We start from the raw sequence: 15,494 nt of genomic DNA on the forward strand, positions 1-15,494 counted from the left end.
GGGCATTATTATGCAAATATTTCTGATTCGTCATGGTGATCCGGACTATTCCATAGATGGTCTAACAGAATTCGGGCATCAGGAAGCAGCAGCACTAGGAAAACGCATGGCATCTATAGGTCTGGATGAATTATATGCTTCACCACTGGGTAGGGCACAGACAACAGCCAGTTATGTGGCCAAAGAGACGGGACTTGTCATTCATACAGAGCCTTGGACTTGTGAACTGGATTGGACAGAGATTATGTTGGATGGACAATTGGCATCTATTTGGGATAGTCCCGGAGAACATATTAGCGAACTATCGAGTGGAAAAAGAGTATGGTCTGATGAAACAGATCATTGGTTGAAGCAAGAGGAATACAGATTGCGGTTTAGCGAATTACAAACGGCTTCAGATCAATTCTTGCTTCGACACCATTATAGAAGAGAAGATGGCCTTTATCGTATCCTTGAGCCGTCTACCAAGAAGATTGGAGTAGTATGCCACGGTGGCTTTGGTCTCGCATGGCTAGCTCATTTATTACAAATTCCGTTAGCCTTGACTTGGTCCGTATTCTGGCTTGCGCCAAGCTCGGTAACGACGATCTTGTTTGAAGAGCGCAGCAAGCACTTTGCGGTTCCTCGATGTATTGGACTAGGAGACGTTTCCCATCTTTATGCTGGCGGCATGAGCTATCGCCCACGGGGATTAATGGGCAATCATGTTTAAGGTGAATGATGAAGAGCGAGTAAGGATATTTCTTAATGAGTGAAAGCCATCCCTGAGAGGATGGCTTTTTTGCTGGATTTTATATGATCGGAATAGGTGACTTTTCAACGTGGATTTAGTTTCACCTGTGAACCTTTACCACCTGTCTGAATGCCAGTATCCTTCGTTCCGACTTCCTTCAGGTCAGTTACTAGTCGCTCCAAAACGGACTTGGAAGCAGCGGCTTCTTTGGCGCCGGATGCCTTCACAACTAATTGCACTGGCTTGCCGGAGCGAAGATGCTTGTCTGCCTGACGGAGCTTCGTATCGTAATCATGCTCCTCAATATGAGCAGTGAAGCGTAGTTCTTTGACCTTCTCTTTGCTGCCACCTTTTGCAGCTGGGCCACCACTAGCCTTGCGTGCTGAGGCTGCCTCCTTCTGCGCGGCCGCTTTTGCTTTGCCCTTTGCAGTTAGGCTACAGGGCGGCGGGCTGCTCATTAGCGAGGTACAAACTAGATCTGCACCTGCAGCGCGAGCCATTGCTAATGCCTCTTCTCTAGATACAATGCCCAGCTTCTCACCTCTAAGTCCAGTTAGGACTACTTCGGATGCTCTTATTTGTTCATTGATTAATACTGCCACTTCTATGAATCCTCCCCTGATAACTAAAGATAAAGCTATCATATATGGAACTAGCTTGAGGTTCAAATGTGAAGAGTAGGATTTGTGTGAAAAACATTGACCTAAATCCGTAACCTTTGGGAACTTCGTGGGCACTTGTATATAATACGGAAGAAGGGAGCGAGCGAAGGTATGCTTCAGTATATTGAAGAAGCGAGACGAGGAGACCGTCAAGCTTTTGAACAGATCGTTAGGCATTTTACACCAATGGCGAATGCAGTTGCGTATGAAAAGCTCCACGATTATCAATTAGCGGAGGATGCTGTGCAGGAAGCCTTCACAGAAGCCTTCCTGAATTTGAATAAATTACGGGCAGTAGAGGCATTTCCGGGCTGGTTTAAAGCGATTGTTACAAGGCAATGTTATCGAATCTTGCGAAGAAAGCAGCATCCTGCATTACCCTACGATGAAGCTGTGCAATCGACAGAATCTTCATGTAGTGTGGCGGACATTATTGAGAAAAAAGAAGCGCGGCGTCTGCTCCACGAGTCTATAGCTGCATTGACATCCAATATGCGGATTGCCGTTCAATTATATTATTTTCAGGGATATTCCCTTCAAGAGATTGCTGACTTTCTGGGAACCTCAGTCCCGGTATTGAAGAAACGACTCTTTGATGCTCGCCGCAAGCTTAAAGGTGCGCTACCTGTTGCGGATGTCCTCTCCGTGTTCAATCATTTGTACGAAGGAGGAAAAGGTGTGCTTCATATTGTAAACGGAGATGTAGTGGGAGATAAGCTGCGTCAGGGAATTGTGCAAGGGGATGTATTAGTATGGAGAGAGGTCTACTCTCATGGGCCGGTCTTTTTAGAGCCTGCGGAACAGAATAACCGCTTAGTAAGAGCGCATTATTTAGAACAAACGATGGGGATTCCGCAGAAGGAATTTATACAGAGCAGTAAGGAACAGGAAAAGATCTTAGCTGATTTTCATAAATATGATGAAGTTGTATTATGGTTCGAGCATGATCTATTCGATCAGACGATGCTGTGCTATTTGCTCCATTGGTTCTCGAAGCAGAAGAAGGGATCCACGAAGCTGAGTTTATTGTGCATTGGAGAATATCCCGGCATTGAGCTGTTTCGAGGACTTGGACAACTGTCTGTAGAGCAAATGGAGACTTTATCAGGAACGTGGAAGTTAATCGGCGACAAGGAGCTAGAGTTAGGCCAATCACTCTGGGAAGCCTATGTATCACCTAATCCAGAAACGCTGCAACAACGTTTAACCACAGATACGTCCACTTTGCCATTTGCACATGACGCCTTCATAGCGCATTTATCTCGGTTCCCATCAACCAATAATGGACTTGGTATCGTAGAACAGATGACTCTGGAGATGATTCATGCTGGAATGAACTCCCCTTACGAGTTGTTCAAAAATGTGGGGGATAAGTTACATATCTTAGGTATGGGCGACTTGCAATATTGGCATATTCTAAGACAGATGGCACAACGCCCGTACCCATTGCTGCAAACCTATGGGTTCAATGATTTTCCTGGTTATAACGATCCAGTAATGCCATTCAAAGACTGCGAGCTTGCATTAACCGAGCTAGGCAAAAGTGTATGGGCTGGAAATGAAGACTGGGTTCAGAAAAAAGGAGTCGATGAATGGTATGGAGGGGTGCATCTGCAAGGATCGACTCCACGATGGCGATGGAATTTTTCTTCGCAAACGATTCAATGATATAAAGATTGTAAGTTAGAGAAGGGGCTGTCTCAAAAGTAGTGAATGCTACTTAGAGGCAGCTTCTTTTCTTGAGAATAATTAGGGGAAAAATCCCTGAAAAATACTGACTTTTGCTTTAAATGAATAGAATTAGGGAATTTATCCCTAAAATCGGGGTAATATCTATACTTTTCAACAAATCGGTCGAATTTTAGGGAGATATTCCCTGCTATGAACGAATTCGTCAATTCCCCTGTTTTCCCCTTTAAACCAAAGGGTTTTCAATCCCTTGGGCACAGAGACAAAATGCAAGTCGTCGGCTGGCAATCTGCTATCCGTGGGTTGGTTACCACATGTTATGCCTACGTCGAAAGAGCTTCCGCAAACTAATTTCGCACGTCAGATCAGGGATCCTGTGCATAGGGAATTCACGGATTCTCCTCGTACCTTTCTCTTTGTCTCCATGCCCCAAGGATTCAAATCTCTTGGGATATTTTTTATTCTTTCTTATTCGAATTATGCCATTCTTCGTTCTGCGTCTACCGCAATCGACCAGATGAATCCAACTAACTCACGACCTACTGCAGCCATGGTTAAATTTCGGTGCTTCCCGCGTCTGACTAACTTCAGATACTTGCTGTGTAACCGTTCTTGGGCCTTCCACGACGTTTCATGCACATGAGCACTTTGCCCCTCCAATCGCACGGTTAAATCTCCTTTAATCGCTGGACGGTGACGGTAACTCCATGCAGACTCTACCAGTGCGCGCCTTACTCCAGAATTTCCGACTTTTGTAAGACTACCTCTTTTGGTGCTTGCTCCCGATGAATACTCCCGTGGGACGAGTCCCAGATAACTCATGAGCTGAGCCGGTGAACGAAAACGCTCGAAATTCCCAATCTCAACCACTAAAGTCATAGCTGTCAGCAGAGCGATTCCCCGCAGACCTTGCAATGCTTGAATGACAGGTGCGTAGGGACAGATCTGCGCTTCTTCTCGCATTGCGGCTTCAAGGCGCTTGATTCGCTCCTCCACTTCCCGGAGCTGTTGCAGGGATTCGGTGAAAACTCGTTCTTGAGCTGCATGATCAAACCTCAGCATGGACAACCATTCCCGGTACCTTTTGGTCCAGCGTTTTTTCATGCCCTCTGGCTTGTGAATTTGATGGCGCAACAAAAAATGAATGAGTCGTTGCCGAGCCCGATGTAGGTCTTGCCTAGCATCTTCTCGCGCACGAATAAGATCTCGTAAGGCTTCGAGTTCTGGAGTCGGTACATAAATCGCAGTCAATTCTCCTGCACGGTGGAGCTGAGCCAGTTTTTCAGCATCCCGTCGATCTGTTTTTATGGCATCGCCAGGGCGCTGTGGCATACGCGAAGGTGCGATCACCACGCAGGAAATCCCCATCTTCGTCAACCAGCGGTACAAGTCATATCCGGTAGGTCCAGCTTCATAGCAGACCTCTAGCGTAATCCCTGAACCTTTGAGTTTCCGAATTATTTTAGCGACTGCATCAGGGGTATGGGGAATGGCTCCATAATATCGCGCGGGTTCTCGACCCTCATCTGCAATGGCCACCGCAATTTTTTCTTTAGATACATCCAAACCAACGTATTTTATGGTATTCTTCATAGTAACAGCTCCTTTCGTATGTAGCTCTGAAATGGTTGTCCTTTTAACTTCCATTTTAACCTACGGTGTGCGAAACAGGGGCTGCTTTTCGTTCATCATAACTAATCACTAGACAAATGAACAGAATATCAGATTTTTTAGGGAGAAATTCCCTGATTATCTATCGGAGGCTCCGCGGACGGAGTGTTGTCTCAAACTCTTTTCAAAACGTTGAAGCCTGCCGCAGTTTTTTACTTTAGTCATTATTCATAAACGTCTTATGATAGGCGTTACGATATTGGGTTGGTGTCATATTTTCGTATTTGCGGAAGAGGCGCATGAAATATTTATCGTCGGTGAACCCCGTCTCTATCGCGATTTCCCTCACGCTGAGGGCGGTTCTGGTTAGCAGCTCCTTCGCTTTAGTCACACGTACGGAATGAATATACTCCAAAGGCCCCATCGAGGTGTGTTGTTTAAATAGACGAGCTAAATAATCTTTGTTGTAATTGAATTTCTCCGCGATGATGGCCACCGTAAGAGGCTCTCCTGCATGAATCCTTGTCCACTCAGCTATTTTGACAAAGGTGACATCTTGCTGCGGACGGATTAGCTTACTGGCGAACGGCTGAAGCGCATGCTCAGACAGCTCAATTAAGAGTGAGGTTAACAAATAATTAACACTGGAATAGGTCAAATATCCTGAGTTAGCTACATGGAGGATTTGATTTGCCAGAATATGAATCCTGTCACTGTGCTCGATTTTTATGAACTGCGGCAGATATAGATCATGTACAGACCATAAGCGCTGTGTACGCGACAAGATTTCTTCTGCTTCAGGCTTCATTTCCTCCTCACTCAGCAATACCCCCTCGTGGGTCAGCTCGAAATGAAACCAATAAAATTTAACCCCAGGCCATGATTCTCTATAGCCGACATGCGTGCAATTAGGCATGAGCAGTAGAGCTTCGTCAGGTCCTACTTCAAAGCGTTTATTTTCCTCACTTAAATACACCGTTTCATTCACGCCTATGATTAGCTCGTAATTGCCCATTGCACGTTCTACATGTTTCCATGGCGTTTCTGAGATGAATTCTCCTGCTGCCGTAAAATGAACAGGTACATCTGCATTTATTTTCAAATAGGTCATGCGGTCCTCCTAGCCATCAATAAGTCGGATTTGTCCACTATTTGTATGGCTGATCTACCGACAAATCAACGTTCGGGTGTTATCTTATGGATACAAATATACACTTGTCATATCACCCTGACAAGATTGCGAGGGAGCGATTTCATTGAAGACGCAAGCTTTTGCTTTGCAGAATGTACGCATTGAGTCAGGTCCGCTTCTCCATGCGATGGAATTAAATACGGATTATTTACTCATGCTGGAGGCTGATCGTCTTCTGTCGCGTTTTCGTGAATATGCTGGCTTAGAGTCTAAGGCTGCTCACTATGAAGGCTGGGAATCTCAAGGCATTAGCGGCCATACACTAGGTCATTATCTATCTGGCTGTGCGTTAATGTATGCCTCAACAGGGAATGAAGAGCTGTTTAAACGCGTGAATTATGTAGTAGATGAACTAGAGCTGTGTCAGGCTGCGCATGGTAATGGCTTCATTTCCGGCATTCCTCGTGGCAAAGAGTTATTTGAGGAAGTGAAGGCAGGCGATATTCGCTCACAGGGCTTTGACCTTAATGGGGGTTGGGTGCCGCTATATACGATGCATAAGCTGTTTGCAGGTCTCCGCGACGCTTATCGCTTGGCCGGCAATCAGAAGGCGCTCGTTATTGAAACGAAGCTGGGGCTGTGGCTTGAAGATATTTTCGCAGGGCTCAGTAAAGAGCAGATCCAAGAGGTGCTGCGTTGTGAGTTTGGCGGTATGAATGAAGCGCTGACGGATTTGGCAGAGGATTCCGGGGATGAACGTTTCCTTGCTTTAGCCGAAAGCTTTTACCATGGAGAAGTCCTTAATGATCTTGCCGAAGAAAAAGACACATTAGCAGGAAGACATGCCAATACTCAGATTCCGAAGATTATTGGTGCGGCAAGACAGTATGAGGTAACGGGACAGAAGCATTATGCAGGCCTCTCTCGCTTCTTCTGGGATCGGGTCGTTAATCATCATTCATACGTGATCGGCGGCAACAGCTATAATGAGCATTTTGGCGAACCGGATAAGCTGAACGATCGATTGGGAGAGGGTTCATGTGAGACGTGTAATACCTACAATATGCTGAAGCTGACCAAGCATATGTTCCAGTGGGATGCTTATGCGGCATATGCGGATTACAACGAACGTGCAATGTATAACCATATCCTAGCTTCTCAGGAACCGGTAGATGGACGTGTGTGTTATTTTGTATCTCTCGAAATGGGTGGACATAAGTCGTTCAACTCCCAGTTTGAGAGCTTTACATGCTGTGTAGGCTCAGGAATGGAAAGTCATTCTATGTATGGATCAGCGCTATACTTCCATAGTGAGGATGAGCTGTATGTTAATCAGTACGTGCCTTCAACGGTGACTTGGAAAGAGCAGGGTGTCCGTCTGACGCAGGAGACCAAATTCCCAGAAGAGGGACAAGGTGTATTGCGGATCAGCGCAGCGCAGCCCAGGAAGTTCGCATTGAAGCTAAGATACCCGTACTGGGCTGAGCAAGGAATGAGCGTTAGCGTAAATGGTGAAGTCGTGCCTGTGAATGTAGGTAAATCCAGCTACCTAGCTTTGGATAGAGTATGGCAGGATGGAGACGTTGTCGCATATGATATTCCGATGTCGGTAAGAATCGAAGCGATGCCGGATAACCCGAATCGTATAACGTTCCTTTACGGCCCCCTTGTGCTGGCAGGCGATTTCGGGCCAATAGATGCGGAGCTGAATCGTGACCGCGCGCTTGCTTCCGTATTAATCGGTGATCGCGAGACGCTAACAGACAGCCTCATTCAGTCAAATGTGAGCAAAAATATGTTCCGGATGAAAGGTTTAGGATATGCAGGAGACCATGAGCTTCGTCCATTCTACCCTATGCATGATCATCGTTATTCCGTGTATTGGGATTTGTTCACGTCAGAGGAGTGGAAGCTGGTGGAGGCTGAATATCGCGAGGCTGTTGAGAACAATCTAGTACTTGAACAGCTAACCGTAGATTCGGTGCAACCTGCTGAAATGCAGCCGGAACGAGACCATAATTTCAAAGGGGAGCATGTAGGCTTAGGCAAAATCTACAACCGCAAGTATCGCGATAGCTGGATCAATGGCTGGTTCTCCTTCACAATGGAAGTCTTGCCAGAGGAGCAAGTGGATCTGGTGGTAACGTACTTGAAGTCCAACGATACTTCGGTGGCCTTCGATATTACGGCAGATGGTGAACGGCTTGGACTAGGTGTCCTTGAGTCTGAAGAGATGAACAAGCTGGTGACGATTCGTTACGAGCTTCCGCAGTTGGTCACGGGTGGTGCATCAGCTACTACAATCAAGTTTGCTTCGCATGAAGGACATAAGGTGGGCCAAGTGGCCGGACTACGTATCGTTAAACGTAATTCTTGAATAATAAAGCTTCGAGAATTATAATAGGAGCAATTCTTTTAATTGAGGTGAAATGGATGTCGTTCCGTATCGTTCGAAGTAACTAGTTATCGGGCTGGGTGAAACGCGTACCAGCTATCAAGGGAGAAGTCTATCCTTTTGATCCATGAACTAGAGCTTTGAACGGTGCCATAGGCAGCTATTTCTATAAAGCCAGGCACTTAACCTATTTAACTTAGAGAACCGTGTATTTGTGAATGGTTTTTTACAGTGGGATGGTGGGGGGTGCCTGGCTTTTTTGCATTCAATTGAAAGAGGAGGAGAACGTGATGTTAAAAAAGAGTCTAGCCCACCTAAAGTGGTGGATTTGCGGTTATATTTTATTGGGTTTTACGATTCAGCTGCTGAGTAGTTTAGGGATTGTTGTGTTTCAAAAAATATTAGACAAGGCCACGATGATGGGCAGCTTTGGTGAAATATTGAATTTGATTATGATGTATGGGGTTTTGCTGGCTGGGGTGGTAATTCTAAATTATGTAGATGAATACCCTAGCGTGTATTTATCGAACAGTATAACGGAGCGATTAAAGATACTTGCACTATCTAAAATATCCAAAATCGACTATCAAGCCTATCAGGATATCGGCACAGGGCAGATGATTAAAGTGATCGAGAATGGAGCGGCGGCTGGGAACAGCATGATTTTCTCCTTTTTCCTTAAAACATTACATGAGTTATTGCCCACGCTGCTGTTCAGTCTCATCTTTATCAGCTTCTATGATTTAAGGATCATGGTAGTCATTGCAGCGGGCTACGTGGTCGTCTTTTTGATAACGAATCTGCTGTTGAAATTTCTGTATGCGATGAAGGCAACCATTCTACAGGAACAAGAAAAGATGTCCAGATTCTCTATCCGTGGATTTATGGAATTGGTCGTCTTCCGGACGAACAAAAGATATGAGAAAGAGATCGATAAATTAAGCCAGACCGCACGCACTATCATTCACAAAAATGCTCAGCTACAAATGATCCATGAAGCTTTTTTCGCGATATTTGAGTTGTTTGTCACGATTATTAAAGTTGTTGTCCTGATTTACGGTGTAAAAAGCATTGTCGCAGGTGAGACATCACTTGGTATTGTGGTCGCTTTGTTTATGTTTATTGATAAGATTTATTCGCCGATTGCTATCTTCAATGTCCTCTTTGTAGATTACAGACTGAATAGAGTGACCTACAAAAGATTCGAGGAATTTATTCATGCCCCAGAAGATAAGAATCTAGAACGAGGAGAAGTTATCACTGAGATCCAAGGTAATATTGAATTTAGGGATGTATCTTTTGATTATGGACAAGTGAAGATCTTGAATCATCTATCCTTTTCGATTGCGAGAGGAACGTCGGTTGCTATTGTCGGATTAAGTGGGGGCGGGAAATCAACCCTGATTAAGTTAATCGTAGGCTTATTAAAAAAGGACGAAGGTGAACTCTTATTGGATGGTAAAGATATCGATGAGATCCATCTGGATAGCTACTATGATCATATCTCTTACTTATCACAAGACACGCCGATTTTTGACGCTACGATTAGGGACAATATTATATTTGATGAGCATTCCTTATCCGATGAAGTGTTGTATGAAATTTTGGAGAAGGTTCATCTGCAGGAAAAGGTAAGCCAATTACCGGATCGTCTAGATACATTGGTAGGTGAAAAAGGCGTCAAATTATCAGGCGGGGAAAGACAGCGATTAGCTTTTGCCAGAATCATTGCTCAGAAAAGAAACATTCTAATTCTGGATGAGCCAGTGTCAGCACTTGATAATATTACGGAGCAAAGCCTTATGGAGACGATTTTGCAGGAATTTCAGGACAAAACCATCATTATTGTTGCACACCGGCTAAATTTTATAAAAGATGTTGATAAGATACTGGTAGTGGATCAAGGTTCGGTCGTGGGTGAAGGGAAGTTTGATGATTTGATAGTGCATTGTGAAGCTTTTAAAGCGTTGTGGAATAGAAAAATATCGTTTACAAATGCTGATTAAATTGTTAACCTCTTCTAAAAAGAGGTGCAGTCTATGGCATGGCCAACACATATTGTAGCAGCAGGTGGATTCGCAGAAAATGAACAAGGAGATATCCTTTTAGTAAAGACGCATGATGGTGGATGGGTATTCCCTGGTGGACAAGTAGAGGTCGGAGAGAACCTGGTGGATGCATTAATTCGAGAGATTAAAGAGGAAAGTGGAATAGATGTCACGGTATCTCAATTGATTGGTGTGTATTCGAATACAGGCATTCATAAATGGTATGACGGTGTAACAGATGTTCCGACCAAGGTCATGTTTGATTTTATCTGCAAGCCCGTGGGTGGGGAATTATGTACCTCGGAGGAAACCTCTGAAGTGATGTGGGTGGCAAAAGAGAAAGTGCTTGATTGGATTACACAACCGGCTATTCGTACCCGCTATCAAGCTTATTTGGATTACGATGGGAATACGAGGTATATGGATTATGTAACTGGGGACACGTTTGAAGTTAATTTGGATCGAACGGTGTAAAATAAAAGTGATAGGCCATCCTGCAAAGGATGGCTTTTTTGATTATGCTTTGATGCCCTCAAAGGCAGAGGTGATCAAATATTTCACAAAAGCTTCGTCTAGCTCATCCCCTGTGATTAGAAGCCGATAAAATATCGGTCCATAGAGCAGATCAATCGTGATCCCAATATCCAGCTCCGTTTTTAATTGGCCTCGGGTCACCCCGCGCTCCAACAACTGTCGCGCCTCTTGGCGGCGGGGAGCGAAGAACCTCGCACGATAGGCCTCAGCAAGGCCAGCATCGAATTGTCCCTCACCGATCAATTCGGTAATTACTTTTCCTTCTCGGCTGCGAAAAAAATTAGCCAGATTCGTGGCATGGATCATAATATCGTCCCTGACCGAACCGGTGTCCGGCACTGGTAATCTTGCGGATGCTGCAGTGAGGTAGCCGTCCATGACCACAGCTGCTTTGTTAGGCCACCATTTATAAATGGTCGCTTTACTTACCTTGGCCCGTTCCGCAATTTTCTCTACGGTCACCGCACCAAATCCAGTCTCCAGCAGTAGATCATACGATGCTGCCAGAATAGAAGCCTCCGCTTCGTTATTGCGCGGCCGTCCTCTTTTTTTATCCATAAGAGATGCCTCCTGACTAATCTATCCTTTATTTTACTTGCGATCAAAAAAAGAAACTGTACGTTCATTATACAAAATATTTTAAGAAGTAGCCAATCACCTATTTACAAAACTAAACGTTCAGTATATATTTAAACCAATTAGTAAACGTTACGTACAGTATTTAATATCGAAGGGTGGAGATCTTATGAATCAAGGTAATCAAATGAATCCTGTTAGTTCAGTAAATCCGGCAAAGGAACATTCGGAAGGAAAAACGATCCCTGGATGGATTACATTGTTACTGGCGGCCTCCTGCGGACTTATTGTGGCTAATCTGTATTACGCCCAAACCCTGATCGGACAGATTGCCCAGGCTACGCAGCTTTCTTCTGGGGCAGCGGGTCTGATTGTAACTTTGACCCAGGTAGGATACGTTCTTGGACTTTTGTTCGTAGTACCGCTTAGCGATATTATTGAAAATCGCCGCCTGACCGTGGCGTCACTGGCTGTGGTGGTGGTGTCACTGGTAGCAGCCACACTAGCTCCGAATGCTGCGATCTTTCTGGGAGCGTCTCTGTTCATTGGCCTTGGTTCCGTAGCTGCCCAGATTCTTGTGCCGTATGCGTCTTTTCTGGCTGCTGAAGAGCAGCGCGGCCGGGTGGTCGGTAATGTAATGAGTGGGCTGCTGCTCGGCATTATGTTCGCCCGGCCACTGGCTAGCTTTGTCTCTGGATTGTGGGGCTGGCATGCGATTTATGCCATATCGGCAGTAGTGATTGCCTTATTAACACTTCTATTGTCCCGTGTGCTGCCGCAGCGCCAGCCTGTGCCTACAATGAATTATGGTGGATTGATCCGTTCGCTAGGTACTTTACTGAAGAATACGCCAGTGCTGCGCCGCCGGGCAATATATCAGGCTAGCCTGTTTGGCGCTTTCAGCCTGTTTTGGACGACAGTCTCTTTGCATCTGTCCGATACGTATCATTTAAGTCAGCAAGGCATTGCCTTGTTTGCACTGGCTGGAGTAGCCGGGGCTATCGCTTCTCCCATCGCCGGGAGATTAGCCGACCGCGGCTGGACCCGGTCGCTGACCGGTCTTGCGTTTGTGCTGGCAGCTGTGGCTTTTCTTCTAGCTTACTTGTTTCAGGAGGATTCGAGAGTAACCCTTGGATTGCTGGTCGCAGCGGCCATCATGCTGGATATGGGGGTATCGGGTAATCTAGTGCTTGGACAAAGGGCGATTTATTCCCTTGGGAACGAGGCGAGAGGACGTTTGAACGGATTATTTATGGCGATATTTTTTGTAGGAGGAGCCGTTGGTTCTTCACTGGGGGGCTGGGCATATGCGTACGGCGGCTGGAGTCTGACCAGCTTGATCGGGCTGGCTCTGCCGATCTTAGCCTTCCTGTACTATTTAACGGAGAAGAAGCAAGCGTAAGAAGTTCAAATAAAGGCATTACAAGGACTGCTCTCCAGGCTGAATATATTCAGCCTAGAGAGCAGTCTTTTTTGGAATTCCTAAACGGTATAAGGATTTTGGCGAATCATTTGAATAAGGTTTGCCGCCGAGGCGGATAACGGTTCATTTTTTCGCGTACAAATCGCAATGCTATTCTTCAGATGTATGCCTTCAACATAAACTCGGCATAACTCTCCCCGTTCAACATCTTCGCGAACAACGAGTGAAGAGACGAAGTTGGCGCCATACCCGGCGATAACGGCTTGGATCGCTTCATGAAGTCCGTTAAATTGCAAAGAGATTGTGGGAGCTGGCGTATTATATGTACGGCATAACGATAATAATCGCTCTCTCGTCGAACTCCCTTCCTCACGCATGACAAAAGGCTCCTTCATCATTTCGGATAAAGAAATCTGCTTATTCGCATAGGGGTGATGGGGTGCGACCACAAACCATAACTCATCCTGAAATAACTCCTCTGTCCGGATCGTATCTGGATAGGCCTCGGAAATCCCTCCGTAAATCGCCATATCCACGTCTACATTTAACAGCTGCTTCAGGGCATCGCTTGAATTGGTGGTCGTAATCACCATTTCTACTTGCTCATATTGTTGCTTGAACTTTGCGATCCAGGTAGGGATAAGGAAATGAGCAGGCAAATACGTCGCGGCTAGGCGTATACTTCCATTCGTGCCGTTAACATAATCCTGAGTGAATTGTTCGATCTGCTGTTCGACAGCGAAAAGTCTTTTTGCGAGTAGGGCAAGCTCCTCACCCGCATCCGTTAAAGCAATTCCTCTACCTTGAGGCTTGAACAGGGCGAAGGATAGTTCCTTTTCGAATTTCTTGATCTGAGCCGTAATCGCAGGCTGACTGATATTTAATACTTCAGAGGCGCGTGTCACGCTACCCGTTGATGCGATCACATGGAATAAGCGTAAGGCGTGTAGATTCATGGTTAAGCTCCTATCTGCTATCGTTTGATTCATATATTAAATATATAGTTTAGGTTTAAAGATATATTATATTTATGATTATAACTGATTTACAATACAGGTATAAAGTTGAAGTTGAAGTTGAGTTTGAACTTGAATCTTTAGTTAGGGAAAAGGAGTAACGAAGAGGAGGTTTGGAACTGTAGGAGCGTCAGTGATCGACTAAAAGCTTTCCGTAGGAAAGCTCACTTCGTAAGCATAAGCTCTCCGGATTTCAACCACTAGTATTGGTTATAAAGGAAATCTGGAGACAACAGCGGTCGGAAGTCCAAACCCGCCTCGTAGTTACGACTGATCCCTAAATGGGTAATAACAGGTTTATTTTAACTAGAAGTTATTTCAAAGGAGAAGTGATAAATATGAATCAAACGAATACATGGGATAAAGTCGATCAGTACATTACAGAGCGCCTAATTCCGCAGGACTCCGTGCTGGAGGAAGTATTGACCGCTAATCAATTGGCAGGGCTGCCGCCCTTTGATGTCTCACCAAGTCAGGGCAAATTCCTTAACCTATTGGTTCAAATGAAAGGGGCACGCCGGATTCTGGAGATTGGCACTTTGGGTGGGTACAGCACAATTTGGATGGCAAGGGCGCTCCCGTCTGACGGACATATCGTTACTTTGGAGCTAGATCCGTCGCATGCTCAGGTGGCTGGGGCTAATTTCTCGCTTGCTGGGGTGGACGATGTGATAGAACTGCGTATAGGAGATGCGTTGGGGCAATTGTCTCAGATGAAGCAAGAGGGCGTGGAACCCTTTGACTTTATATTCATTGATGCCGATAAACCCAACAACCCTAACTATTTACAATGGGCGCTTCAATTTTCCCGGCCCGGTACGGTGATTATAGGCGATAATGTGATCCGTGAAGGTGAGGTCATTAACAAGAATAGTAAAGATCCTCGTGTTGTAGGCGTTCGCGAATTTTATGATCTGTTGGCTAAAGAGCCTAGGATTTCGGCTACGGCCCTTCAAACGGTGGGGAGTAAAGGGTATGACGGATTCGTATTAGGGATTGTGAATAGCTAAGTTATGTATTGCAATATCCAACAATTGTAATATAATCTATGGAAAATCTAATAGTGAGAGGTACTTTCTATGCAACCTACATTTGAAACACAAAGGTTAACGCTAAGACCGTTTCAATCTACAGACGCAAGTAAAGTGCAAGACCTTGCTGGGGATATAGAAGTAGCTAGAACAACCCTGTCTATTCCCCATCCCTATCCGGATGGAGCGGCTGAATCTTGGATTAGTGCCTGTAGGAGGAGTGCAGCCGAAGGGGATGGGTTTCCATTTGCTTTAATTAGTAGAGAGAGTAATGCCTTACTAGGCTGTATGAGTCTAAATATAGACAAATCGCATAAAAGAGGGGAACTTGCCTATTGGGTAGGCAAACCTTTTTGGGGGAATGGTTATGCGACTGAAGCGGCTAAGAAGCTGATTGATTTCGGATTTGAAGACCTGTCATTAAATAAAATATGGGCAGCGGCAATGACTAGAAATCCAGCTTCCTCTAACGTTATGAAAAAAGCTGGAATGAGATTTGAAGGGGAATTTAAACGGCATATTTTAAAATGGGATAAATTCGAGGATATAGTCTTCTACGGGTTAACTAGAATTGAATATGAAGATAGGAGATAAGTGGTATGATAACAACAAGGGGTTCCTAAGCCATGCTGGCTTGTGGAACC

The 15,494-nt window shown here is 45.1% G+C and carries 13 protein-coding genes; 8 read left to right on the plus strand and 5 right to left on the minus strand.

Annotated features, from left to right (window positions below; translation table 11 throughout):
• Nucleotides 1–10: 10 nt before the first annotated feature.
• On the plus strand, nt 11–712 hold the full coding sequence (locus ACN6KS_RS01925) for a histidine phosphatase family protein (protein ID WP_094876712.1): 702 nt from the start codon (nt 11–13) through the stop codon (nt 710–712).
• 104 nt (nt 713–816) lie between these two features.
• Here the strand turns inward: ACN6KS_RS01925 and infC are convergent, their stop codons facing one another.
• Entirely contained in the window at nt 817–1,335 is a 519-nt protein-coding gene (gene infC, locus ACN6KS_RS01930) for a translation initiation factor IF-3 (protein ID WP_094869666.1), read from the minus strand.
• 171 nt (nt 1,336–1,506) lie between these two features.
• Here infC and ACN6KS_RS01935 point away from each other — a divergent pair, with 171 nt between their 5' ends.
• On the plus strand, nt 1,507–3,063 hold the full coding sequence (locus ACN6KS_RS01935) for a sigma-70 family RNA polymerase sigma factor (RefSeq protein ID WP_440961212.1): 1,557 nt from the start codon (nt 1,507–1,509) through the stop codon (nt 3,061–3,063).
• A gap of 498 nt (nt 3,064–3,561) precedes the next feature.
• Here the strand turns inward: ACN6KS_RS01935 and ACN6KS_RS01940 are convergent, their stop codons facing one another.
• Together ACN6KS_RS01940 and ACN6KS_RS01945 are read right to left on the minus strand one after the other, a co-directional pair.
• Nucleotides 3,562–4,677 carry an IS110 family transposase gene (locus ACN6KS_RS01940; RefSeq protein WP_440960470.1) on the minus strand — a complete coding sequence of 372 codons (1,116 nt, stop codon included), beginning with the start codon at nt 4,675–4,677 and terminating at the stop codon, nt 3,562–3,564.
• Nucleotides 4,678–4,912: 235 nt separating this feature from the next.
• Nucleotides 4,913–5,806, minus strand: a complete 894-nt coding sequence (locus ACN6KS_RS01945; RefSeq protein WP_280787150.1) for a helix-turn-helix transcriptional regulator — start codon at nt 5,804–5,806, stop codon at nt 4,913–4,915.
• 145 nt (nt 5,807–5,951) lie between these two features.
• Between ACN6KS_RS01945 and ACN6KS_RS01950 the strand changes: the two genes are divergently transcribed.
• From ACN6KS_RS01950 to ACN6KS_RS01960, 3 genes are all read left to right on the plus strand, one after another.
• Nucleotides 5,952–8,204, plus strand: a complete 2,253-nt coding sequence (locus ACN6KS_RS01950; protein WP_440961213.1) for a beta-L-arabinofuranosidase domain-containing protein — start codon at nt 5,952–5,954, stop codon at nt 8,202–8,204.
• 308 nt (nt 8,205–8,512) lie between these two features.
• Nucleotides 8,513–10,228 carry an ABC transporter ATP-binding protein gene (locus ACN6KS_RS01955; protein WP_440961214.1) on the plus strand — a complete coding sequence of 572 codons (1,716 nt, stop codon included), beginning with the start codon at nt 8,513–8,515 and terminating at the stop codon, nt 10,226–10,228.
• Nucleotides 10,229–10,261: 33 nt separating this feature from the next.
• Complete coding sequence (locus tag ACN6KS_RS01960) at nt 10,262–10,744, plus strand: NUDIX hydrolase (protein WP_094869671.1); 483 nt, start codon at nt 10,262–10,264, stop codon at nt 10,742–10,744.
• A gap of 42 nt (nt 10,745–10,786) precedes the next feature.
• Here the strand turns inward: ACN6KS_RS01960 and ACN6KS_RS01965 are convergent, their stop codons facing one another.
• Nucleotides 10,787–11,362, minus strand: coding sequence for a TetR/AcrR family transcriptional regulator (locus tag ACN6KS_RS01965; RefSeq protein ID WP_094876706.1), 576 nt, complete (start codon nt 11,360–11,362; stop codon nt 10,787–10,789).
• Nucleotides 11,363–11,549: 187 nt separating this feature from the next.
• Between ACN6KS_RS01965 and ACN6KS_RS01970 the strand changes: the two genes are divergently transcribed.
• Nucleotides 11,550–12,782 carry an MFS transporter gene (locus ACN6KS_RS01970; protein WP_256990483.1) on the plus strand — a complete coding sequence of 411 codons (1,233 nt, stop codon included), beginning with the start codon at nt 11,550–11,552 and terminating at the stop codon, nt 12,780–12,782.
• Nucleotides 12,783–12,862: 80 nt separating this feature from the next.
• On the opposite strand, the gene ACN6KS_RS01975 is transcribed toward ACN6KS_RS01970, so the two are convergent.
• Nucleotides 12,863–13,759 (minus strand): LysR family transcriptional regulator, encoded by an 897-nt coding sequence (locus ACN6KS_RS01975; protein WP_094869673.1) that lies wholly within the window; start codon nt 13,757–13,759, stop codon nt 12,863–12,865.
• Between the two features lie 398 nt (nt 13,760–14,157).
• On the opposite strand from ACN6KS_RS01975, the gene ACN6KS_RS01980 reads away from it, so the two are divergent.
• A complete protein-coding gene (locus ACN6KS_RS01980) occupies nt 14,158–14,829 on the plus strand; it encodes an O-methyltransferase (protein WP_094869674.1) in 672 nt (223 codons plus the stop codon).
• Between the two features lie 69 nt (nt 14,830–14,898).
• On the plus strand, nt 14,899–15,444 hold the full coding sequence (locus ACN6KS_RS01985) for a GNAT family N-acetyltransferase (protein ID WP_440961215.1): 546 nt from the start codon (nt 14,899–14,901) through the stop codon (nt 15,442–15,444).
• Nucleotides 15,445–15,494: the final 50 nt, after the last annotated feature.

It is taken from the genome of Paenibacillus nitricinens (assembly GCF_052056485.1).
Taxonomy (GTDB): Bacteria; Bacillota; Bacilli; order Paenibacillales; family Paenibacillaceae; genus Paenibacillus_AQ; species Paenibacillus_AQ nitricinens.